Source organism: Sphingomonas japonica (assembly GCF_006346325.1).
GTDB classification, from domain to species: domain Bacteria; phylum Pseudomonadota; class Alphaproteobacteria; order Sphingomonadales; family Sphingomonadaceae; genus Sphingomonas; species Sphingomonas japonica.
The window spans coordinates 1357222-1379303 of sequence record NZ_VDYR01000001.1 but is presented as its reverse complement, the minus strand read 5'-3'; the positions used below and the strand labels follow the sequence as shown (position 1 = coordinate 1379303).

24 protein-coding genes are annotated in these 22082 nt (G+C 67.9%); 22 read left to right on the top strand and 2 right to left on the bottom strand.

All coding sequences use genetic code 11. The features are described 5' to 3' along the window. Positions 1-31 precede the first annotated feature (31 nt). From FHY50_RS06870 to FHY50_RS06830, 9 genes are all read left to right on the top strand, one after another. Positions 32-361, top strand: a complete 330-nt coding sequence (locus FHY50_RS06870; protein ID WP_140047746.1) for an ArsR/SmtB family transcription factor — start codon at positions 32-34, stop codon at positions 359-361. 13 nt (positions 362-374) lie between these two features. Then, positions 375-800, top strand: coding sequence for an arsenate reductase (glutaredoxin) (arsC, locus tag FHY50_RS06865; RefSeq protein WP_140047745.1), 426 nt, complete (start codon positions 375-377; stop codon positions 798-800). Then, complete coding sequence (gene arsB, locus FHY50_RS06860; RefSeq protein ID WP_140047744.1) at positions 800-1840, top strand: ACR3 family arsenite efflux transporter; 1041 nt, start codon at positions 800-802, stop codon at positions 1838-1840. The genes arsC and arsB overlap by 1 nt, the downstream gene beginning before the upstream one ends. Further along, complete coding sequence (locus FHY50_RS06855; RefSeq protein WP_140231080.1) at positions 1840-2166, top strand: YnfA family protein; 327 nt, start codon at positions 1840-1842, stop codon at positions 2164-2166. The genes arsB and FHY50_RS06855 overlap by 1 nt, the downstream gene beginning before the upstream one ends. Beyond that, complete coding sequence (arsN2, locus tag FHY50_RS06850; RefSeq protein ID WP_243846589.1) at positions 2163-2603, top strand: arsenic resistance N-acetyltransferase ArsN2; 441 nt, start codon at positions 2163-2165, stop codon at positions 2601-2603. The genes FHY50_RS06855 and arsN2 overlap by 4 nt, the downstream gene beginning before the upstream one ends. Beyond that, complete coding sequence (gene arsH / locus FHY50_RS06845; RefSeq protein ID WP_140047743.1) at positions 2600-3343, top strand: arsenical resistance protein ArsH; 744 nt, start codon at positions 2600-2602, stop codon at positions 3341-3343. The genes arsN2 and arsH overlap by 4 nt, the downstream gene beginning before the upstream one ends. Positions 3344-3425: 82 nt before the next feature. Further along, positions 3426-3770 (top strand): hypothetical protein, encoded by a 345-nt coding sequence (locus tag FHY50_RS06840; protein WP_140047742.1) that lies wholly within the window; start codon positions 3426-3428, stop codon positions 3768-3770. A 43-nt stretch (positions 3771-3813) separates the two neighbouring features. Continuing rightward, positions 3814-3993: a hypothetical protein gene (locus FHY50_RS06835; protein WP_140047741.1), complete on the top strand. Its 180-nt coding sequence runs from the start codon at positions 3814-3816 to the stop codon at positions 3991-3993. A gap of 55 nt (positions 3994-4048) precedes the next feature. After that, positions 4049-4414, top strand: coding sequence for a bleomycin resistance protein (locus FHY50_RS06830; protein WP_140047740.1), 366 nt, complete (start codon positions 4049-4051; stop codon positions 4412-4414). Between the two features lie 50 nt (positions 4415-4464). On the opposite strand, the gene FHY50_RS06825 is transcribed toward FHY50_RS06830, so the two are convergent. Next, the gene (locus FHY50_RS06825; protein WP_244935308.1) at positions 4465-4890 is read right to left on the bottom strand and encodes a MerR family transcriptional regulator; all 426 of its coding nucleotides are present in this window, start codon (positions 4888-4890) and stop codon (positions 4465-4467) included. A 69-nt stretch (positions 4891-4959) separates the two neighbouring features. Here FHY50_RS06825 and FHY50_RS06820 point away from each other — a divergent pair, with 69 nt between their 5' ends. The 12 genes from FHY50_RS06820 (at position 4960) to FHY50_RS06765 (ending at position 19921) form a co-directional block, all read left to right on the top strand. Then, on the top strand, positions 4960-5607 hold the full coding sequence (locus FHY50_RS06820) for a cation efflux transmembrane domain-containing protein (protein ID WP_140047738.1): 648 nt from the start codon (positions 4960-4962) through the stop codon (positions 5605-5607). Then, positions 5607-5972, top strand: a complete 366-nt coding sequence (locus FHY50_RS06815; RefSeq protein ID WP_140231078.1) for a DUF3703 domain-containing protein — start codon at positions 5607-5609, stop codon at positions 5970-5972. The genes FHY50_RS06820 and FHY50_RS06815 overlap by 1 nt, the downstream gene beginning before the upstream one ends. A 47-nt stretch (positions 5973-6019) precedes the next feature. Next, a complete protein-coding gene (locus FHY50_RS06810) occupies positions 6020-6355 on the top strand; it encodes a hypothetical protein (protein ID WP_140047737.1) in 336 nt (111 codons plus the stop codon). 54 nt (positions 6356-6409) lie between these two features. Further along, entirely contained in the window at positions 6410-7675 is a 1266-nt protein-coding gene (locus FHY50_RS06805; RefSeq protein ID WP_140047736.1) for a TolC family protein, read from the top strand. Then, positions 7672-8823: an efflux RND transporter periplasmic adaptor subunit gene (locus FHY50_RS06800; RefSeq protein ID WP_140047735.1), complete on the top strand. Its 1152-nt coding sequence runs from the start codon at positions 7672-7674 to the stop codon at positions 8821-8823. Before FHY50_RS06805 ends, FHY50_RS06800 begins: the two co-directional genes overlap by 4 nt. Positions 8824-8826: 3 nt before the next feature. Further along, positions 8827-12057 carry an efflux RND transporter permease subunit gene (locus FHY50_RS06795; protein ID WP_140047734.1) on the top strand — a complete coding sequence of 1077 codons (3231 nt, stop codon included), beginning with the start codon at positions 8827-8829 and terminating at the stop codon, positions 12055-12057. Continuing rightward, on the top strand, positions 12047-12964 hold the full coding sequence (locus FHY50_RS06790) for a cation diffusion facilitator family transporter (RefSeq protein WP_140047733.1): 918 nt from the start codon (positions 12047-12049) through the stop codon (positions 12962-12964). Before FHY50_RS06795 ends, FHY50_RS06790 begins: the two co-directional genes overlap by 11 nt. 532 nt (positions 12965-13496) lie before the next feature. After that, positions 13497-14573 carry a ComEC/Rec2 family competence protein gene (locus tag FHY50_RS06785; protein ID WP_140047732.1) on the top strand — a complete coding sequence of 359 codons (1077 nt, stop codon included), beginning with the start codon at positions 13497-13499 and terminating at the stop codon, positions 14571-14573. Continuing rightward, entirely contained in the window at positions 14566-16842 is a 2277-nt protein-coding gene (locus FHY50_RS06780; RefSeq protein WP_140047731.1) for a ThiF family adenylyltransferase, read from the top strand. Before FHY50_RS06785 ends, FHY50_RS06780 begins: the two co-directional genes overlap by 8 nt. After that, entirely contained in the window at positions 16842-17456 is a 615-nt protein-coding gene (locus FHY50_RS06775; protein WP_140047730.1) for a hypothetical protein, read from the top strand. Before FHY50_RS06780 ends, FHY50_RS06775 begins: the two co-directional genes overlap by 1 nt. Positions 17457-17487: 31 nt before the next feature. Further along, the gene (locus tag FHY50_RS06770) at positions 17488-18408 is read left to right on the top strand and encodes a ComEC/Rec2 family competence protein (RefSeq protein WP_140047729.1); all 921 of its coding nucleotides are present in this window, start codon (positions 17488-17490) and stop codon (positions 18406-18408) included. 460 nt (positions 18409-18868) lie between these two features. Next, positions 18869-19921: a hypothetical protein gene (locus tag FHY50_RS06765; RefSeq protein ID WP_140047728.1), complete on the top strand. Its 1053-nt coding sequence runs from the start codon at positions 18869-18871 to the stop codon at positions 19919-19921. 79 nt (positions 19922-20000) lie between these two features. Here FHY50_RS06765 and FHY50_RS06760 read toward each other — a convergent pair whose 3' ends face one another. Next, positions 20001-21158, bottom strand: a complete 1158-nt coding sequence (locus FHY50_RS06760) for a hypothetical protein (RefSeq protein ID WP_140047727.1) — start codon at positions 21156-21158, stop codon at positions 20001-20003. Between the two features lie 101 nt (positions 21159-21259). On the opposite strand from FHY50_RS06760, the gene FHY50_RS06755 reads away from it, so the two are divergent. Then, positions 21260-22015: a hypothetical protein gene (locus FHY50_RS06755; RefSeq protein WP_140047726.1), complete on the top strand. Its 756-nt coding sequence runs from the start codon at positions 21260-21262 to the stop codon at positions 22013-22015. Positions 22016-22082: the final 67 nt, after the last annotated feature.

Here is a 22082-nt window from a genome sequence, read left to right as displayed (position 1 = left end):
TGCGAGCCCATGCATCGTGTAATCCCGATGCGTGAATGACAACGAAGCCCTCACCGCGCTCGGAGCGCTGGCTCATCCGACGCGTCTCCAGACGTTCAAGGCGCTCGTTGCCCATGAACCCGAAGGCCTGACGACCGGTCAGCTGGTCGAGCGTGCAGCGATCTCGCAGAGCACCTTCTCGACGCATCTGGCGGTTCTAGCCAAGGCGGGGCTGGTGACCACCGAAAGACGCGGGCGCAACTTCGTCCAGCGCGCCGACATCGCGGCACTGCGGGCGCTGATGCTGTTTCTGGCCAGGGACTGCTGCCAGTCGCGCCCTGAGCTGTGCGAGCCGCTCCTCGCCGAACTCGCCTGCTGCTGACCTGGAGACCGCCGTGACCGACGTCGTCATCTACCACAATCCCGACTGCGGCACGTCCCGCAACACGCTGGCCATGATCCGGAACGCCGGCATCGAGCCGCACGTGATCGAGTATCTGAAGACGCCACCGGCCCGTGCGCTGCTCGTCGAACTGATCGATCGAGCCGGGATGAAGCCCCGCGACCTTCTGCGCAGAAAGGGCACGCCATTCTCCGAATTGGGGCTTGAGAACGAAGCCGTCGGCGATGACGCGCTGATCGATGCGATGATCGCGCATCCGATCCTGATCAACCGTCCGCTTGTGGTGACGCCGCTTGGCGTGAAGCTGTGTCGCCCCTCCGAAGCGGTGCTCGACATCCTGCCGGACTCGCAACGGGGCGCCTTCTCCAAGGAGGATGGCGAGCAGGTCGTCGATGCCAACGGCCGCCGGCTGACCTGATGGGCACCTTCGAACGATTCCTATCGATCTGGGTGGCGCTGTGCATCATCGTGGGAATCGCACTTGGCCAATTGGTGCCCGGCGCGTTCGAGACGATCGCATCCGCGGAGCTCGCCCGCGTGAACCTGATTGTCGCCGCGCTGATATGGCTGATGATCATCCCGATGCTGCTGAAGATCGACTTCGGCGCGCTCGGCTCCGTCCGCCAGCACTGGAAGGGCGTCGGGGTCACGCTGTTCGTCAACTGGGCGATAAAGCCGTTCTCGATGGCCGCACTCGGGACCATCTTCCTCGGCTGGCTGTTCGCACCGCTTCTGCCAGCCGGGCAGATCCAGTCCTACATCGCCGGGCTTATCCTGCTTGCCGCAGCGCCCTGCACCGCGATGGTGTTCGTCTGGTCGAATCTGTGCGACGGCGAACCCAATTACACGCTGAGCCAGGTCGCGCTGAACGACCTGCTGATGGTCGTTTTGTTCGCACCCCTCGTCTCGCTGCTGCTGGGCGTCGCCGCCATCACGGTGCCTTGGGACACGTTGCTCCTGTCGGTCGCGCTCTACATAGTGGTGCCGGTCATCGTCGCTCAGGTCGCTCGGCGGGCTCTGCTCGCCTCCGGCGGCAAGGGCGCGCTCGACCGCACGTTGGCGCGGCTCGGCCCCATGTCGCTCGTCGCTCTCCTCGCGACGCTGGTGCTGCTGTTCGGATTCCAGGGCGAGCAGATCGTAGCGCAGCCTGTGGTCATCGCGCTGATCGCGGTGCCCATTCTCATCCAGGTCTACCTGAACGCAGGCATCGCATACTGGCTGTCGCGGCGGCTCGGCGTCGCGTGGTGCGTCGCGGCTCCGGCCGCCCTCATCGGCGCGTCGAACTTCTTCGAACTCGCCGTCGCGGCAGCCATCTCTCTCTTCGGCCTGAAGTCGGGCGCGGCACTGGCCACGGTTGTCGGCGTGCTGGTCGAGGTGCCCGTCATGCTTTCCGTGGTGTCGATCGTGAAGCGCACCCGTGGTTGGTATGAAGAACGTGCCGTTGGAGGCGCCGCATGATGCCAATCTATTTTGTCTATCCACTTGCCGCACTTGGTGAGATTGCGGGATGCTTCGCATTCTGGGCTTGGCTGCGCCTCGGGAAATCGCCGCTCTGGATCGCGCCCGGCATGGTGGCGCTCGCGCTGTTCGCCTGGCTGCTCACCCAGGTGCCGACCGACACGGCCGCGCGGGCCTACGCGGCCTACGGCGGCGTCTACATCGCCGCGTCGATCCTATGGCTATGGATCGTCGAGGACACCCGCCCGGACCGCTGGGACTTCGCTGGCGTCGGCCTGTGCCTGGCCGGCACGCTCGTCATCCTGCTGGCACCACGCCCGGCATGAGCAAAGCCATCTTCGCGGTGCTGCCGCTTGGCATGTACGATGTGCTGCGACCCGCGCTGACTGCGGCAGGTCTACCCGCTGACGACCTCCTCGAACCCGGACGCTCTTTCTTCGAGTTGTCGGACGACGACGGGCCGATCGGCTTCGTCGGTGTCGAAGGCACCGGCGCCGACCGGCTGCTGCGATCCCTGGTCGTCCTGCCAGGACGCAAGCGGCAGGGTCACGGCGGCCTGTTGGTCGCGCATGCCGAAGCCGTAGCCCGGGGCGGCGGCGTAGAGCGGCTTCACCTGCTCACCACGACGGTGGCGGACTTCTTCCGTGCGCGTGGATACCAGCCTGCCGAGCGTGCAAGCGCACCGGCCGCAATCGCCGAAACCGCACAGTTCTCCTCGCTCTGTCCCGGCAGCGCGGCCTATCTCCTCAAGGACCTGACATGAGCCGTCTCCGGCAGTTGAACGACGCAAACGTGCTGCCCGCGCTCGACCCCGATTACGTCATCCGACGCCCGGGGACCGGGCTCGGCGACGACCAGCCACCACCGCGCATCCTGCTGCTCTACGGCTCGCTGCGGGAGCGATCATTCTCACGCCTGGCAACCGAGGAGGCGGCGCGTCTGCTCCAGCTGTTCGGTGCCGAGACCCGCATCTTCGATCCGTCCGACCTGCCGCTGCCGGATCAAGTGGCGGACGACGACCATCCCGCCGTGCACGAGCTGCGCGAGCACGCGTTCTGGTCAGAGGGCATGGTCTGGTGCAGCCCCGAACGCCACGGCCAGATCACCGGCATCATGAAGGCGCAGATCGACCACCTTCCGCTGGAGATGAAGGGTCGGCGGCCAACGCAGGGCCGCACGCTCGCCGTAATGCAGGTGTCAGGAGGCTCGCAGTCGTTCAACGCGGTGAACACGCTGCGCCTGCTCGGTCGCTGGATGCGGATGTTCACGATCCCCAACCAGTCGTCGGTCGCCATCGCCTACAAGGAATTCGACGAGGCTGGGCGCATGCGGCCGTCCAGCTATTACGACCGCATCGTCGACGTGATGGAGGAGCTGGTGCGCTTCACCGTGCTGATGCGCCCGCACGCCGAGCAGCTGGTCGACCGCTACTCGGAACGGAAGGCCGCCGGCCCGCGCGGCGCTCCGGCCGAGGACCATGCCGCAGCAGCCATCACGGGCTAACCGACGACACGACCGTCCGACGATCGCCCCGGGCGGATGCCCCACGGTTGTCGTCCGATGTCGGCGGCCCTACAAGGTTGGCATGGCGCGCATCCTGCCTCGATCCCTCGCGAACGCGCGGCACCTTCTGCTGGGGCTGCTCGCGATCGCGTTCGTCCTCCGCATCGGCGGGGCGTGCGAGGCCATGGCGGCCATACCGTCCGCGCCTGCCGCCCACGAGGTGCACTGCGCGGACCTGCCGGGAAAGCCAGACAAGCCCGTCAAGTCGGACGCTGCGGCCTGCGCGTCCTGCGTCGCGCTTCCAGTCGCCATCCCTGCGCGGGCCGGGGCGACGTCTTTAGCGACGCTCTCGCCGGTCGCCAGCCTCACCGACACACTTGCCGGGCTGGCGAGCGGTCCCGCACCGCCGCCTCCAAAGAGCGCGTGACATCGACTATGAACGAACGTCAACGCATCGAAGGAATACGGACATGAAGAAGTTCTCGATCATCTGCGCGGCCCTCACGCTCGCTCTCCCCGCGACTGCCTACGCGGCCGCCGACTGCTGCAAGGACATGGCCTGCTGCAAGGATGGAGCGGACTGCTGCAAGGACATGAAGAAGGGCGGCGAACATGCCGACCACGACATGCCGGCGGCACCCGCCCGGTAACGATGACCCGGGGGAGCGCGCAGGCGTTCCCCCGGCGATCACCGGATCGAAGCCGATGGCCGACCACGCAACGCCCAACCTGCCGTCGCGAGACCTCAAGGCGACATCGCGGTTCTACGCCGGCCTTGGCTTCGTCGAGGGTTGGCGCGACGACGGCTGGATGATCCTGACCCGCGGCGCGATGACGCTCGAGTTCTTCCCGCACCCCGACCTCGATCCTTCGACCTCCTGGTTCAGCTGCTGCCTGCGGCTCGACGACATCGACGCCTTCCATGCCGCCTGCGTCGACGCCGGCGTGCCCGAGGCGTGCAGCGGCGCACCGCGCGTGCACGCGCCCAGGACCGAGGACTGGGGTGGCCGCGTCGGCGCCCTCGTCGATCCCGACGGCACGCTGCTGCGGTTCATCCAGAACGAATCATAGGCCAGCCGGGCCGGCGGACAGCGCATCGAGGATAGGCAGCCCGGGCCGAATCAGATGCTGGTGATACCTTTAGCACCATCCTCGTCACCGAAGGCCTCAAGGATCCGGCACTCCTCCACCGTGCCACCGGCACAATTCGAGATGATCGCCGACAGCTCGCGTCGAAGCCCCCGCAGGTCCGCTATCTTGCGGTCGACGTCGGCCAGGTGCTTCGAAGCGATCGCGTCGATCGTGTCGCAAGACCGGTCGCGCTGACGGGCAAGGTCCAGCATCGCCCTGATCTCCTCGAGCGTGAAGCCCAGGTCGCGCGTCCGTCGGATGAAGCGCAGCCGATCAAGGTCTCCGTCCGAATACGACCGATAGTTGCCGTCGGTCCGGGCAGGCGGCGCAATCAGGCCCGACCGCTCGTAGTAACGGATCGTCTCGACCTTCACGCCGGTCGCGGCCGCCAGTCGTCCGATCGTAAGGTTGGTCACGAAACCCCTTGAGTCTGTAGCTGCTACAGGGTGCATATACCCTTCCACGTCGAGTCGCACGAGGTGGAAATGGCCTGCACGAGCTGTGCGCCCGGAAAGCCGGACGCCAACAACAACCCAGCCTGGCGCAGCGCGCTGTGGATCGCGCTGGCGGTCAACGCCGTGATGTTCGTGGCCGAGATGGCGGCCGGCGTGGCCGGCGGGTCCAAGGCACTGCAGGCCGACGCCCTGGACTTCCTGGGTGACGCCGCCAACTACGCGATAAGCCTCGGCGTAGCTGGCATGGCGCTGGCCTGGCGGGCGCGGGCCGCCCTGCTCAAGGGCGTGACCCTCGCAGCCCTCGGCATCTACGTCCTCGCCGCCACCGCCTGGGCGATCGGGAACGGGCGAACACCCGAGGCGGAGGTGATGGGCGTCGTCGGCCTTGCTGCGCTCGTGGCGAACGCGGGCGTCGCCGTGATGCTCTACCGTTATCGCACGGGCGACGCGAACATGCGCTCGGTCTGGATCTGCTCGCGCAATGACGCCATCGGCAACGTCGCAGTCGTCCTCGCCGCAGCCGGCGTCTTCGGCACCGGCACCGCCTGGCCGGACCTGATCGTCGCCGGGATCATGGCCGCGTTGGGCATATCCGGCGGCGTCCAGATCATCCGACAAGCCCGCTCCGAACTGAGCGGTGAACGTCGCATCCACACCCTAGAGAATGAAGTCGCGTGATGCCGGGCCACCCGAACGCGAGACTGCGCGAGTTCGTCGGGCTGGAGATGGATCGTTACGCCGGCTCAGCGGCCATCGGGGATACCGGTGCCGCCTGGTGGGCGCTGGAACGCGCCCACATCCTGTCACAGCCCGATCTACCCATGCACTTGCGGGTGCATTGGACCATGCTTGGCTATGCCGTCCGGCTATGCGACCTGCGGGAAATCGCCGGCCAGACGCTGCGGCTCGCCCTTGCGCCGCTCGGCGCGCTGACCGGTCGAATACCCGTCGGCAACACCGGGCGCTCCAATGTCAGCGCCTTCCAGCCTATGCCGATCCCGGCAGACCTGAGTGCCTCGATCGAGGCGGAGCCGAGGCCGTGACCGCACCGTCGCTGACACGTCGGTCCGATGATGCTATGCGGTCTCCCGTGTCACGCCTGCTGCGTTTCCTGATGGGCCTCGCGCTCCTGGCCTCCATGGGGCTGGGCGTCGCCGCGCATGCGAACGAGCAGATGTGCATCCCGGGTGTCGAAGCGACAGCAGTCGCTGGCCACGTCGACGGCGACGCCGACCAGGTGCCTGCCGATTCCGAGAAGGGCTATCCCCACCACCATGGTGGCTGCCACGGGCACCACGTCGCCGCTCCCCTCGACCGCGTCGCGCACGCCGCCCCGCCCGCGAGTACCAGCGACCACATGGCCGGCGACAGCGCCGAGCTCGCCATGGTCAAGACTGATTCCGCGCTGAGACCGCCGATAGCCTGACGTGCGCCGCGCTGCCGGAGCCCGGCGGCCGTTATTCCACGTCAGGAGCATTCCATGCATCGCATCATCGCGGCCACGCTGGCCGCAACCGTCTGCGCATCGTCGGCGCAGGCGCAGACCAGTCCGCCGGCAACAGCGGAGGAGGGGCTCACACTCGATCGGGCGCTCGAACTCGCCGGCGCGAACGGGCCGGGCATCGGTGCCTCCGCCGCGGGGGTCCGCGCTGCCGAGGCGCAACGCCGCGTCGCTGCACAGCGGCTCAATCCTTCCGTCAACGTCGAAGTCGAGAACGTCGTCGGGACAGGCAGCTACAGCGGCATCCGCGGCGCCGAGACCACCGTCGGCATGTCGCTGCCGCTGGAACTCGGCGGCAAGCGCTCGGCGCGGATCGCCTTGGCAGACACGCAGACCGCCCGCGCGCGACTTGCGGTGGTGGTGGCCCATGCCGACCTGCGGCTTCGGGTCACCCAGGCCTACAACGAGGCGGTAGCATCGGAACGCCGGCTGCTTATCGCGCGTGACCAGCAGCGCATCGCGACCGAAGGGCTGAGGGCGGCGAACGTGCGCGTCCGCGCCGGTCGCGCCTCGCCGCTGGAGGAGCAGCGCGCCGACGTCGCCCGCATCAATGCGGACACGGCACTCGCCCAGACCGAACGCGCAGTGATGCTCGCGCGCGGCAACCTGGCCCGCATCGTCGGCCGTGACCTTGGCGCGCTCGACCTCGGCTGGTTCGGCAGGGTCGCCGCTGGCATCGGCCCGAGGCTTCCCGCCACTCCGGACGGAACGCTGGCGCTCGCCGCCGCCGAGGCTGATGTCGCAACGGCCAATGCTCAGGTGCGATTGGTCCGAAGCCAGCGGGTTCCGGACCTGACCCTCAGCGCGGGCGCACGCCGGCTCGAGGCGACGAACGACGTGGCGGCGGTATTCGGCGTCAGCCTGCCCATCCCGCTGTTCAACAACGGCCGTGCCAGCATAGACGCCGCCCGCGCGCAGCGGGACCAGGCGGACGCGCTGCTGCGCGTGGCCCTGTTAGACGCGCAGCAGGCGATCGCCACGGCGGAGACCGATCTCGCCAACGCGGAGGCGAACGCGCGAGCGGCAAACGGACCGGCACTCGCGGCGGCGCAGGAAGCCGCACGCATCGCCCGTATCGGCTACCGCGAGGGCAAGTTCGGTCAACTCGACCTGCTCGAGGCGGAGCGCACGCTCGCCCAGACCCGCGCGACCGCGGTCGACGCGCTCGCCGCATACCACGACGCCGAGGCGCGCCTGGAGCGGCTTACCGCCCGCGCGCCCACCAACACGGAAGTCCAGCCATGAAGAAGACCATTGTGCGGTCGCTTGTCCCCGCGACCGTAGCCCTGATGCTAGCTGGCTGTGGAGGCGGCACCGAAGCGCCAGCCGAGAATGCCACTGAGGAACATGCGGCCGAGGAGGGTCACGCAGAGGAAGGCGTGGTCACGCTCACCCAGCAGCAGATCACGGAGGCCGGCATCGAGGTCGTCCGCCCGACCGTAGGCGGCGTAGCCGGCGCGATCGAGGTGAGCGCCACCATCGAAGGCGATCCGCAGGGCGTGCAGGTCGCGTCCGCCGCCATCGGCGGCCGGCTCGTCTCGCTGACCAAGAACCTCGGACAATCCGTTGGGCGCGGCGACGTGCTGGCGGTGATCGAGAGCCGCGAGGCGGCATCGCTCAAGGGCGAGGTCGAGGCCGCACGAGCGCGGCTCGGCCTTGCGCAATCCCAGCTCCGCCGCGAGCAGCGCCTGTTCGCCGAGCGCGTTTCGCCGGAACAGGACCTGATCGCTGCCCGCACCGCCGCGACCCAGGCCAGCATCGCCCTGCGCCTCGCGCAGCAACAGCTCGCCGCGACCGGCGGCGGCGGTGGCGCGCTCAACCGCGTCACCGTGCGCTCGCCCATATCGGGCCAGGTGATCGCCCGCTCGGCGACGCTCGGCCAGACGGTCACCGCTGACGCTGAGCTGTTCCGGGTCGCCAACCTGTCGAAGGTCTCGGTCGTCATGTCGCTGCTACCCGCCGATGCGGGCCGCGTGCAGCCCGGTGCACAGGTCGAGGTCACGGGCCCCGGGCGCCGTCAGGCGGCGCGGGTCACGTTCGTGTCGCCCGTGCTCGACGAGACGACCCGGCTGGTGCCGGTCATCGCGACGCTCGACAACAGGGGCAGCACCTGGCGCGTAGGCGAGACCGTCAACGCGTCGGTCATTGTGCCTGCAGGCGGCGACCGGACCGTCGCGGTGCCGTCGGCCTCGGTCCAGATGATTGAGGACAAGCCGCATGTCTTCGTCCGCACGGCCGCCGGCTTCAAGGCGGTGCCGGTGACGCTCGGCCGTCGCAACGGCGGCCAGGTCATCGTCGCGGCAGGCCTGACCGGCGGCGAGCGCATCGCCTCGACCAACTCCTTCACCCTCAAGGCCGAGCTCGGAAAGGGCGAAGCCGAGCACGAGGACTGATCCATGATCGCCCGCATCGTCACCTTCTCGGTCGAGCGGCGCTGGTTCGTCCTGCTGCTCACCGCCATCGCCGCCATCGCCGGCATGCTCGCTCTCCAGCGGCTGCCGATCGACGCCGTTCCCGACATCACCAACAACCAGGTCCAGATCAACGTCGTCGCACCCGCGCTCTCGCCAGACCAAGTCGAGAAGCAGGTCGCGTTCACCGTCGAGACAGCGCTCGCCGGCATCCCCGGTCTCGAATACACCCGCTCGCTCAGCCGCAACGGCTTCGCCCAGATCACCGCCGTCTTCGACGAAGGGACGGACATCTACTTCGCGCGCCAGCAGGTGTCCGAACGCCTGCGCACGGCCGAGGAGGATCTTCCGGAAGGCGTGAACCCGGAGATGGGGCCGATCGCCACCGGGCTAGGCGACATCTTCATGTGGACGGTCGAATACCGCGAGCTCGACAAGGTGAACCACAAGAGCGGCGAGCCCGGCCTTCAGCCGGACGGCAGCTACATCAGCCCGGAGGGCGACCACCTCGTCAGCGAGGCAGACAAGGCGACCTACCTGCGCACCGTGCAGGACTGGATCGTCGCGCCGCAGCTCAAGGGCACGGCAGGCTTGGCCGGCATCGACTCGCTGGGCGGCTACACCAAGGAATACCTGGTCGTCCCCGACGTCCAGCGCATGGCCGCGATGAAGATCACGCTGCAGGATCTCGCCACGGCGCTCGAGCGCAACAACACCAGCGCTGGCGCTGGCGTCGTCAACCGCAATGGCGAGGGCCTGTCGGTCCGCGCCGACGGCCGCGTCCGCACCGCCGACGAACTCGCCCGGACGGTGATCGCGACTCGCGAAGGCGTAGCCATCGTGCTCAGCCAGGTGGCGGAGGTCAGGACCGGACAGGGCCTGCGCATGGGCTCGGCGTCCGAGAACGGCCACGAGGTCGTCGTCGGCACCGCCGTGATGCGCATCGGCGAGAACAGCCGCACGGTCTCCACCGGCGTGTCGAAGCGGCTGGAGGAGATCGGGCCGTCGCTGCCGGTCGATGTGGTGGTCAAGCCGGTGCTGAACCGCACCGACCTCGTCAATTCAACCATATCGACGGTGGCGCGCAACCTCGCCGAGGGCGCGCTCCTCGTCATCGTCGTGCTGTTCGCGCTGCTGGGTAACTTCCGCGCCGCGCTGATCGCCGCCATGGTCATCCCGGTCACGATGCTGCTCACCAGCATCGGCATGCTGCAGGCCGGCGTGTCCGCCAACCTGATGAGCCTAGGCGCGCTCGACTTCGGGCTGATCGTCGATGGCGCCGTGATCATCGTCGAGAACTCGCTCCGGCGGCTCGCCGAGGCGCAGCATGGACGCGACGGCGCGCTGCCGCTGAAGGACCGGCTCGCAATCGTCGCCGCGTCCGCCCGCGAGATGATCCGGCCGTCGGTCTACGGTCAGGCGATCATCATACTGGTCTACGCGCCGCTGCTCACCTTCACCGGCGTCGAGGGCAAGATGTTCGAGCCGATGGCGCTGACGGTGATCATCGCGCTGGTCTTCGCATTCGTCCTGTCGCTGACCTTCGTGCCCGCCGCGATTGCGGTCTGGCTGAGCAATCGGGTGGAGGAAAAGGAGGGCCGGATCATCTCGGCGCTCCGGCGCCGCTACGAGCCGGGGCTTGATACCGCGCTGCGCCGCCCCAATGCGACGCTCGGCATCGCGGTCGGCGCGCTCGCGCTGTCGGCCGTGGCCTTCACGACGCTCGGACAGGAGTTCCTGCCGCAGCTCGACGAGGGCAACGTGCTGGTCCAGGCGATCCGCATCCCCGGCACATCGGTCGATCAAAGCCAGGCGATGCAATCCAGTGTCGAACGGGCGATCGCGAAGGAGCCGGAGGTGCAGTTCGCGTTCTCGCGCACCGGCACCTCGGAGATAGCGTCCGACCCGATGCCGGCGAACATCACCGACACGTTCGTGATCCTCAAGCCCCGCGATCAGTGGCCCGACCCGAACCTCGGCAAGGCCGAGTTCGTCGAGCGACTCGAGAAGCGCCTCTCGACCCTGCCGGGCAACAACTACGAGATCACGCAGCCCATCCAGATGCGCTTCAACGAGCTGATCGCGGGCGTGCGCGGCGACGTCGCGGTCAAGGTGTTCGGCGACGACTTCGCGCAGATGAACGCAACCGCCGAGGCGATCGCCGGCGTGCTGCGCCGGACGGAGGGCGCGACGGACGTCCGCGTCGAGCAGACCGAAGGCCTGCCGATGCTCGACATCCGGCCGAACCGCACGGCAATGTCGCGGGTCGGGGTGACCGCGGGCGACGTGCAGGACACGGTCGCCGCCGCGATCGGCGGTCGCGAGGCCGGCATGATCTTCGAAGGCGACCGGCGGTTCCCGGTGGTGATCCGCCTGCCGGAGTCCGCACGCTCCGATCTCACTGCGATCGCGCAGGTGCCGGTGCCCACCGCCGAGGGCGGGTTCGTCCCGCTGTCGACGGTTGCGAACATCGAGATCATCGACGGTCCGAACCAGATCAGCCGCGAGAACGGCAAGCGTCGCGTCGTCGTGCAGGCGAACGTCCGCGGGCGCGACGTGGCCGGCGTCGTGGCGGACGCGCGGGCAGCGATCGGTGCCCGGGTGAAGATGCCGCCCGGCACCTATCTCGAGTGGGGCGGCCAGTTCGAGAACCTGGCATCTGCGCGCGACCGCCTGATGGTCGTGGTGCCGATCTGCTTCGCGGTGATCATGCTGCTGCTCTACGGCGCGCTGGGGTCGGTCCGCGACGCGCTGATCGTCTTCACCGGCGTGCCTCTGGCGCTCGTCGGCGGCATTCTCGCGCTGCTTCTCCGCGGCATGCCGTTCTCCATCTCGGCGGCGGTCGGGTTCATCGCACTCTCCGGCGTCGCGGTGCTCAACGGACTCGTGATGCTGTCCGCGATCCAGGGCCTGCTGGCGCGGGGTCTCGATCGGGCGGCTGCCGCACGCGAAGGCGCGCTCGCACGGCTGCGGCCCGTCGCCATGACGGCGCTCGTCGCGTCGCTCGGCTTCGTGCCGATGGCGCTCGGGCACGGTGCCGGCGCCGAGGTGCAGAAGCCGCTGGCGACGGTGGTCATCGGCGGGCTGATCTCGGCCACGCTGCTGACCCTGTTCGTGCTGCCGACCCTCTACGCCCGGTTTGGCCAGCGGCGGCTGGAACCGGATGCGACCGCCGAAGATCCCAAAACCGACGGAGTACACGCGAATGCCTCATGACCATGGTGCAGGTGGCCATTCCCACGACCACACCGCCGGCGCGAACGCGAAGATGCTCGGCTGCGCGCTCGCGCTCACGTCGACCTACCTTGTCGTCGAGGTCGTCGGTGGCTTCGTCTTCAACAGCCTCGCCCTGCTGTCGGATGCGGCCCACATGGGCACGGACGTCGCCGCGCTGGTGATCGCGTTGCTGGCGATCAAGGTCGGGCAGCGACCGGCTGACGACCGCCGCACCTTCGGCTACCGCCGATTCGAGATCCTGGCCGCGGCGTTCAACGCCATCCTGCTGTTCGGGATCGCGATCTACGTGTTCGTGGAGGCGATCCAGCGGTTCACCGATCCAGAGCCGGTCGAGTCGTGGGGCATGCTGATCGTCGCGGCCATAGGCCTTGTCGTGAACCTGATCTCGATGCGGCTTCTCACCGCGGGCAAGGACGCCAGCCTCAACGTGAAGGGCGCCTATCTCGAGGTCTGGGCCGACATGATCGGCTCCGTCGGCGTCATCATCGGCGCACTGGCCATCAAGTTCACGGGTTGGACGTGGATCGATCCGATCGTCGCCGTCGCGATCGGCCTATGGGTGCTGCCGCGCACCTGGGTGCTGCTGCGGGACACAACGAACGTGCTGCTCGAGGGCGTGCCGTCGGGGCTGCGCCTGGTCGAGGTGCGGGCGGCGGTCTCGGGCGTTTCCGGCGTCGCGGGGCTGCACGACCTGCACGTCTGGTCCATGTCGAACGACGACGTCAGCTGCACGATGCACGTCACGCTGGCACCCGGTGCCGATCCCGACACCGTGCGCAAGGCTGTCACGGGGCTCGTCGACGAGCGCTTCGGCATCGAGCACGCGACGATCCAGACCGAGGGACCGGGCAAGGCTTGCGAGGAGAGTGAGCATCTCCACAGCTGACGACCAAACGCCCCCGCCGCCGAAGCGGTCACGTGCCTGGACGGAGGCCGACGATGCCGAGCTTCGCACGCGTCTGGCCGTGCGACAGCAGACCGCGCTGATCGCGCGCTAGATGGGCAGGACCATGGACGCGCTGCGAGGCCGCGCCCAGGTCCTGGGGCTGACGCTCACGCCGAGGGGACGCCCCTGGCGGGTCCACCCGCGACGCGGATAGCCTAGTGCTCGACGCCGTGACGATCGGGACGGGGCGCGAGCTACCTTGGACCTGTTGAGGCGCTGGCCCGACACGAAGGCGAAGGCAGGGCCTTCTTGGAAAGCGCTCGGCTCGATGCAGCCCTACCGGAGCTTCTCAGGGTAGCGGGGGGAGCAAACCGGATCTACATGTGGACGTTCTTAACTTATCAGATACCATATCTTGCACCCCGACGGTTCTGTTCCCATATCGTTCCCCACAACAGAAAGGGGAGGCCCGGCCATGCGGGGCGACTACAGGCTGACGACGTTCGCATCGGGTTGCGGGGACAGCATCCTGATGGAGGCGCACGACAAGGTCGTAATGGTGGACATCCATTATCGTGCAGGCAGAGCGCAGGATGAGGATGACGGTGAGGTGCCCGACTTCGCCTCCGATATTCGGGCGGCCTGTGGAAACGACCATCTCGACGTGTTCGTGTCGACCCACCCCGACAAAGATCACGTCGGTGGCTTCTGCGAGGTATTTCACTGCGGTTCGCCCGACAGCTGGGACAGCGATCCCGAGGATTCGGACCCGAAGATCATCGTCGACGAGATCTGGTGCACGCCATACGGTCTCAATCCCCACTACGTCACCGACCAGTCGAAGCCGATCACCGACGAGATCAAGCGGCGCAACGCGCTCAAAGGCACTGCCGCCGCCGACCGCGACGGCAACCGGCTCAAGGTGATGGATACCAGCCGCTTCACCACCGGGGCGGTTGCTACCGATTTCGAATGGCGACTGCTGGCGCCGACGCCCGCGGAATGGGACATACCCAAGACCGCGGAAGGCTGTCCGCCTGCATCCTCCAACCCCACGAGTCTCGTCATCCAGTGGACGATCCGCCGGTTCGGCGGCGAGAACCTGATCCTGACCTGCGGCGACACCTCGGTCGAAGTGCTGGAGAGGCTGGAAAAGGACGTCCATCGCAAGAACCCCGACCATCTCGCGTGGCACGTGCTGCTGGCACCGCACCACTGCTCGCGCCGGTCGATCGGGCGGGTGCTTAACGGCGGCTGCAAGGACGAGGAGTTCACCGAGTCGGCCGAGGCGTTGAAGGCGCTCGGCGAGCAGCGCGGCAACGGATACGTCGTGTCGAGCAGCCGCCGAGTCGTGCGGGGCGGCGACACGCCGCCGTCCTGGCACGCGAAGCGCCGGTATCTCCGGCTTCTCGCCAACGGTGGCGAGATCACTGGATCGGTCGAGGGCCGCTTCCGCTGCACCGGCGGGAACGGGACCGCCGACCTGCCAGCCCATGTCGTCTTCAACCTGACCAGCGGCGGCCCGACGCTCGCGCCGTCGAAGGTGCCGGCGACCGTCGGCCTGGGCGGCGGCGGGGCCGCCGTCGGCGGGGGCGGCTCCTATGGCTGACGGCGGCGACGAACCCGTCGCAGGCGTGATCGTCGCCGAGCCGGATCTCAGCCAGCTGCTGGAGATCGCACGCATCGTGCAGTCGGCCGGAGTCGTCGCTTCGTCGATCGAGCTGCGTCGCCTCGACGAGGGCGAGCTTCTGACCTTCGACATCATGACCGAGCCGACGGTGAAGGCGCCCGCGGCCGACGTGCGCGAGGTGGAGCGCATCCACTTCGTCTACCGTGAGGGGCGTGCCTTCGGTCGGACGGCACCCTACAACGTGCTCTGCGACCGCGAGGACTTTCCGCGCAAGATCGGCCATCTGTGCTCGGGCGAGCCGGGCTGCCGGGCGGCGCCCTGCCTGGCGCTCGGCGGCATCCAGCCGATCTACGAACGCGCTGGCATCGAGGCGATCATGACCCGCCTGCGCGACTTCCTGCGCGACGCCAAGACGGGCACCCTGATGATGGACGGATGGGAGCCGGTCCCGTTCGGCGTCGGCCAGAAGCTGCGGATGGGCCAGCTCGAGCCACGCGTGTTCCAGGAGCATGCACTTGCCAACCCCGGCGCGGGCAGCGCGGTAGGCGTTGCGATCAACTTCGACGACGAAGAGCGCAAGCAGGTGTCCGTCTTTTCGCAGATCCTCGAGCCGCACGACGTCATCAAGGCGATCGGCCATCACAACGGGAACTTCGGCGGTGAGCGGCACGCGATCCCCTGGCTGTTCGTCTGGCGCGATCCCTCCGCGGTCGAGCGTGACCCGCTGTTCGAGAATTGGCGGAGCGGCGGGGAGTTGCTGGAGGGCATGAAGGCGATCGGCGTCGATCGCGCGTTCGATGCGGCGGTTGGCGACCTGCTGACGAAGGAGGTCGACTTCCGCTGCCACCGCCCGCCGCTCGGCGGAAGGGCGATGGTGGTTATCATCGGGGTGTGGCGGCCGGCACCGATCTTGGGCGCCTTCTTCGGCTATTCCGACGACCCGGCAGCCCGGAGCCTCGAACTGCGGGCGTTCCTGATCTCGCAGGACCTCGACAAGAACATCCTCGACGCCGACTCCCGCATCGAGACGATCGTCGGCGACTATCCGCCTCGTCCATCGCTGATGCGTTGGGTAGCTGGCGCCGACCCGCTGCCGCCCGTCGCCCTTCTCGGGCATGGGGCGCTCGGCAGCGCGATACACGACAACCTCGCGCGCTCCGGAATGGAGGACGTGCTGGTGTGGGACAAGGACCGGATCCACCCGCACAACCTGGCCCGGCATTCCGCCCGCACCAAGGACATCTACGCCAACAAGGCCGATCAGGCGAAGCGCCTAGCCGACGCACTCTGGCACGACGAGGGCAAATCGGCAGTCGTTCGCGACGACATCGCCACCGCCGACATCGACGAACTGAAGGCGAGGACCGAGGGCCGACTGGTCATCGACGCCACCGCTGACGAACTTGTTAGGCTGCGAATCGACGAACTGAGCGCCTCGGCGGAGGCGACGATCATCAGGACCGAGATGTTCCACCAGGGGCGCCTGGGCATGACGTTCGTGTCGCCGCCGGGCGGGCCGACCATGTCGGACATGATGCTCGCCACGATCGCACTCGCGCCCGACCATGCCGACGTCTCGGCATGGCTCAACTTCGAGGATCGGCACCCGCTCGGCCCCGATCCGCTGCTCTACGGATTCGGTTGCACGTCGATGACGGTGCATCTGCCCAAGCATGCGGTGGAGCAGCACGCGTCGGTCGCGTGCACGGCCATCCTCGGTGACCGGGACGAAGCTGGAATCCTGCTCAACCCGCTCGACGAGCGTCTCCGGCCGACCGGCTCGCGCTGGGTTCCAATGGGGCCGTTCACGGTCTTGCGACCGGCCAGCGCCGACGACTGGCAGATCCGCGTCTCCCCTTCAGCCATCGCGGCCATGACGGCCGAGCGCGTCGCCGCGCTTCCGGCGGAAACCGGAGGCTATCTGTATGGCAGCTGGGACCCGACGCGTCGCGTCATCACGATCATCCATGCCTCGACTCTTCCGCCCGGCTCGCAGGCGACCGATACCAGGCTCGAGCTCGGCAAGGCCGGCGGCACGCTGGCGGAGCGCCGGTTGACACGTCTCACCCGCGGCCGGATCTACCTGTGCGGCACGTGGCACAGCCACCCGGACGGATCGGCGCACATGTCCGGTCGTGACGACCGCGCCATGACCGCGCACGCGGAGAAGGACGCACCGGGCCTGCGGCCCACGCTGATGATCATCGTCGCGCATGACGACATCCAAGCGCATCTGAGGCTCCCCTGATGGCTGACCTGCTGAAGACTGGCATCAACATGAAATACCTGGCACCGATCGTGGTGGCATATGTTGCCGCGGCAGGGCTGCTCGGCCTCGAACGGGCCACCCAAATCCAGACGCTGCTTCAGCACGCGGGCTTCGCCGGCCTGGCCGGGGTCGCGATGCTGGTGCTTCAGGAGCTGATCCCCCGCTCGCTGAAGGAGGTGCTCGTCTTCTGGCGGCTGCGCGATCGCCCCCCCGGGTGTCGGGCGTTCACCGGCATTGCCCCCAAAGATCCTCGGGTCGATCCGACGGACCTGGCCATCCTGCTTCCGTCGGGCACGATGACCGCCACCGAACAGAACGCGCTGTGGTATAAGTGGCTGAAGGCGATGGAGGGCGATTCGGCGATCGCCGACAATCACCGCCGCTTTCTGATCCTTCGCGACAGCGCCGTGCTTCTCGCCCTGCTTACGCTGATCACGCCGGCGCTGCTTATCTGGACGCCGAGCGACCCCTCGCGGATCCTGATGCTCGGCGGCGGAATGCTGCTCGCCTACGTCCTCGTCGCACTGTCAGCGCGCAACGCGGCCGTCCGCCTCGTCGGAAACGTCGTTGCCCGGAAGGTGGGAACGGCATGATGCGTCAGGTGACAGATTGGAAAAGCAGGTGATGAGGATCGACATCCACGACGTCGATCACGGTGGGTGCACGGTGATCACCGGCCCGGCCGGGCACCGCCTGATGCTCGATTGCGGGCTATGCAGCGATGGTCCCTGGTATCCGTCCATCGCCTACAAGGGCGAGCGCATCGACACGCTGATGCTGATGAACCTTGACGAGGATCATTGTGAAGACCTGCCATACCTCTGGCGCGACTGTCCGATCGGCGGGCTGGTGAGCAACCCCACCGTCGATGCACGGGCGCTAAAGTCGATGAAGGCGGAATGCGGCATGCGCGCCGGCGTCGCCACCGCGACGGACATTCTCCAGCGCCTCGGTCCCGGCTTCCTCGGCAACTGGTCCAACGACCTCGGCGGTGTCGGCTGGCAGGTCTTCTGGAACCGCCACGGCGTCGACTTCACCGACACGAACAATCTGAGCCTGGCCGCATTCGTGCAGTTCGGCGGCTTCACGATCCTGTTCGGTGGCGATCTGGAGCGGGCGGGTTGGCGGCAGTTGCTGAAGAACCCGACCTTCCGCGCGAAACTGGCAACCACGAACGTGTACGTCGCGTCGCACCATGGGCGAGAGAACGGCTGCTGCGACGAGGTGTTCGACTTCTGCCGCCCCGAGCTCGTCATCTTCTCCGACGGCCGCAAGCAGTATGGCACCCAGGAGACGCGGGACTGGTATGCCCGACGCACCCGAGGCATCCCCGACCTCGGCGCGCCTGCGGGCCTTCTGGGGCAGCCGCTGCGCAAGGTCATGACCACGCGACGGGACGGCACGATCACGATCGAAGTCGCGACCGATGGCAGGTTCCTTGTATCGAAATCGAGAGAGGAAAAGCCGCCGGAGCTGTCAGGCCTTCTGGCCAGCCTGCTGTCCTTCAGCACCACAGGACCTGCACGGGGCGGCACGGCAGGCTAGTCCGCCGTGTCCCTAAGCCGGGCGACATCGAAGTCTGAGGCGTTCGCGCACCGTTCGAGCCTGACCCGCAGCCGGTAACTGTAGACGCTCGCCAAGCAGCGCGCGTCGATCAGCGCGGTGGTCAACCCCGCCGCCGATGCCGATCAGAGCGACCCGCCCAGAACCGACGGCCCGGCCTCGCCGTCGGTCGGCTTAGCGACGCCCGCACGCCAGCGACATAGTCCGGGATCGACGTCGCCTCAGTGAGCCGGTGCGCCGAGCCACGGAACGTCGCCGCGTAAGCCAACCAGTCGCGGCCAGCCGCGCAGTCGTGCGCCCGGCGCGCAACCCCTCCGCACCACCTTCGAGCGCCGCCCTGCAGGGTGACCCGATCCCCCGCATGCGCCCTGTAGCCCCCGAGCGCCATCGAACCAGCCGCATGCATCCGCTGCGGATCAACAATCACGACCGGAGAACCACCATGACCTTCGACCCATCCACCGTCGACCTATCGGAAGTCGAACCAGCGCTTCAGGAGGAGGTGCTTCGGCGGATCACCATCATCGAGAACTTCATCCACTCCAAGGGGGTCCAGGCGCGCAAGGACGCCGTCAAGGCGCTCGGGCTCGGGGACCATATGCTTTACCTGCTGACTAGGGCATGGCAGGCCCGCCATCGCGCCGAGGACATCACGCTGCGCGCGACCAAGCGGGCGAAGCCCACGACGATGGATCCGGCGATCATCGATATCATCCGGCGCGAGACCGACGCACAGCCCGGCGCCCGCAAGACCGCCATCTTCCAGCGCGTCTCCGCTGCGGCCGTTGCGGCCGGCCTTACGCCCCCGCGCTACCCGACCGTGAACCGATACGTGCGGGAGCGTCTGGCCGAACTCGGACCGGAGGATCTACCCGGCTTCGACCATGACATCATCGTCGACCTCATCGTCTGCGACATGCCCGTCGACGACGGCCAGGGCGGCAGGATCCGGCCGCAGCTCGTCACGGCCATCGACGGACGCAGGAAGGAACTGGTGGCGATGACCGGCACCACCGACAACGTGCACGCGGCCGACGTCGCACGCGCGCTGGCGGAAATCGTCGATGCGGCGGTCGTATCGGTTGCGCTTGGCGGCACCACCGCAGCAGGCGAGCCAGTTCCGGTGTCGATGTCCATCCCGCACGGGTTCGGGCTGGAATGGGACATGCTGTCGGTGGCGCTGCGCCGGGCGGGCGTCGAACTCGATCTGCGGCCCATCGGCCTGAAGACCTGCGGGCTGCTGGCCACTGCGCTGCTCGGCACCGCCATCGCAGGCTACAAGCTGCGACCTAGGCTCGTGGGTAGTTCGCGCGCCAAGCGGGAGGCGGCATATATACGCCTCGCGCCGGCGGCGATGCCCGACGCGATCCGGTTCCTCAAGCAAGCGGTCGTCCAGGACCGGCCCGCCGCCGCGTCAGCGCTGGAGCGGCTTGGGGCCGCGAAGCTCGAAAGGCTCGCGCTCGACCTTTCCGAGATCGTTACCCTGGCAAGCTAGATGTAGGAGTCAGCGATCGCCCGGCAAGGACAGTCGCGACCGATCGATTCCCCCACCGGCACAGATGCGCCCGCCAGCCTCATTGATCTTCGACTAGATCATACCGCGTCGGCTGACCGAGCACGGCGAGCACGCGCCTAAGCGCGGCGGCCATGGCACCATCGGGTTTCCCCCACCCGGGTGCGATACCACCCTCGGCGAGCGCGGCGAGGATTTCGCCATTATGATCCTCGACTTCCCCTGCGATCAGCACGGCGGCATCGGCCACCGCGATGGCATTACCAAGGTCCGCTTTCGACGGCTCGGATCCCGGCGCGGTGAAGCGCGGCCGCCACCAAAGCCGACCGAGGCGCTTGCCGAGCTGCGAGACCAGCCGCTGACCGTATCGGCGCGGCCCCGAGCTGTTCACGCGCAGATCGACACCCTCGCGCTTCAGCCGTTCTGCGGCAGCGAAGGCCTCGGCCGCGTCTGGGCCATCGCCGATCGTCAGCTCGACCGCCGAGATGTCCCCCGCGACATCGAGCGCGTGCTTCGATACGAACGCGATGGCCTCACGCACGGCGGCAACCTGGGCGGTGAGGGTGTCGCCGCCGGATTCCTCCACCGCGGCTCCCAGGATCAACCCGCTGGCCCGCTCGATCACGACCGCGCACACGATCGGGACGGCAGGCTGATCGGTCGTCACCCGGTCGATGGCGGAAAGGTCGACGAGCAGCGCGCGCCCGAACGTCCCGCCGATACGATCCGGAACCGTGGCCTCGTCACGGCGGAGGCGACGCACCAGGCGAATCATGTTCGGGATGGCCGTCCCGAACTGCTGGCGCAGCCTCGATGCCAGCACCGAATCCGGGCTGCCCGGCATGCCGGCGATGAGCGTGCGGGCTGCGACCACGACGGGATCATCCTCGTCGCGCTGGGTCGGCTGGCGCTCGGCCCTGCCAAGATAGGGCGCGATGGAGACCAGCGAGCGCGATGCTTCCCACTTCCTGCGAATCGCGAACAACCCGTCCGTCGTCACTCCGGCGGCCGCCGCCTTGGTGCGCAGATCAACATGGGCATTCGGGTTCGAGCGCCTGGCTTCCTCGATCTCGAGCAGTGCGCCCAGGCGCGCGATGACCTTGGCCCGCCGTTGCGCTGTCAGGGACCTGAGAAGACGCGTCTCGGCATCGGGAACGCCATCGGGCCACGCCCGGCGAAGCAGCTCGGTCTCGGTATCGTCTGGTTCAACGTCGTTCACGGGAAATCCGTTATCATATCCGATTACACTTGCGCCAGCGGCAAAATGGAATATGTAAAGACATCGGTTCACGATTCGAACCGCTTTTCATGGAGTCGCTTATGGCCTCGTTACCCCTCCCGTCCCACGCCTACGCGGGACCCGTCACCAACCTGCGTATCATCCCGCCCAGGAACGGTCACTCGTTCCTCTCCATCGGTTCTGTGGGAAGCGGGGCCACCAGCGTGGTCAAGGCCTCGTCCTACCGATACCGCGCCGGTCACGTGCTGACCGGCGCGACCGAGGTCCTGCTCGACAAGAACGACGAGGTGGTCGTGGACGTGATGGCCAGCATCCCGCAGGCGTTCGCGGTCGAGGGACTCATCGACGGCGAGAGCCACCGCACCATCATCGACCGGGCGCGGCTGTGGCGCGACGGCACGCGCCAGATCTGCGAGTGCAAGCCGGACTGGGCGGCGTTCTACCGCCCGCGCGCCGTCACCCAGCGTCTGCTGGGCGAGGCCGCAGCCGCCGCACTCGGCTGGGAATACGTGCCGGTCGTGCCCGAAACGCTCGGTAGTCGCACCTTCCGCAACAACGTCGACCGCGTTTACGGCGCCCGCAGCGTCCGCGTCCCCGACCACGTCGCCGTCCACGCTAGCCAGCTTCTGGCGGACGGGCCGATGAAGCTCGGCGAGTTCACGGCGCGCATCCACGACCACGAGGGCAACGCCTTCTCGATGACGTGCGCGATGATGGTGCGGCGTATCGTCGAGATCGACCTCGAGGTGCCGCTTGGGCACTCGTCGCTGGTCCGCGCCGCGCCGCCCATGCCGCGCGGCCTACCGTCGATCCGCATCTTTGGGCACCGCAACTAGAACGACCGGCGAACCTTCGCCGACAAGCCGACCAACCAGAACTTCCCGACATCAACCTCAGGGACGC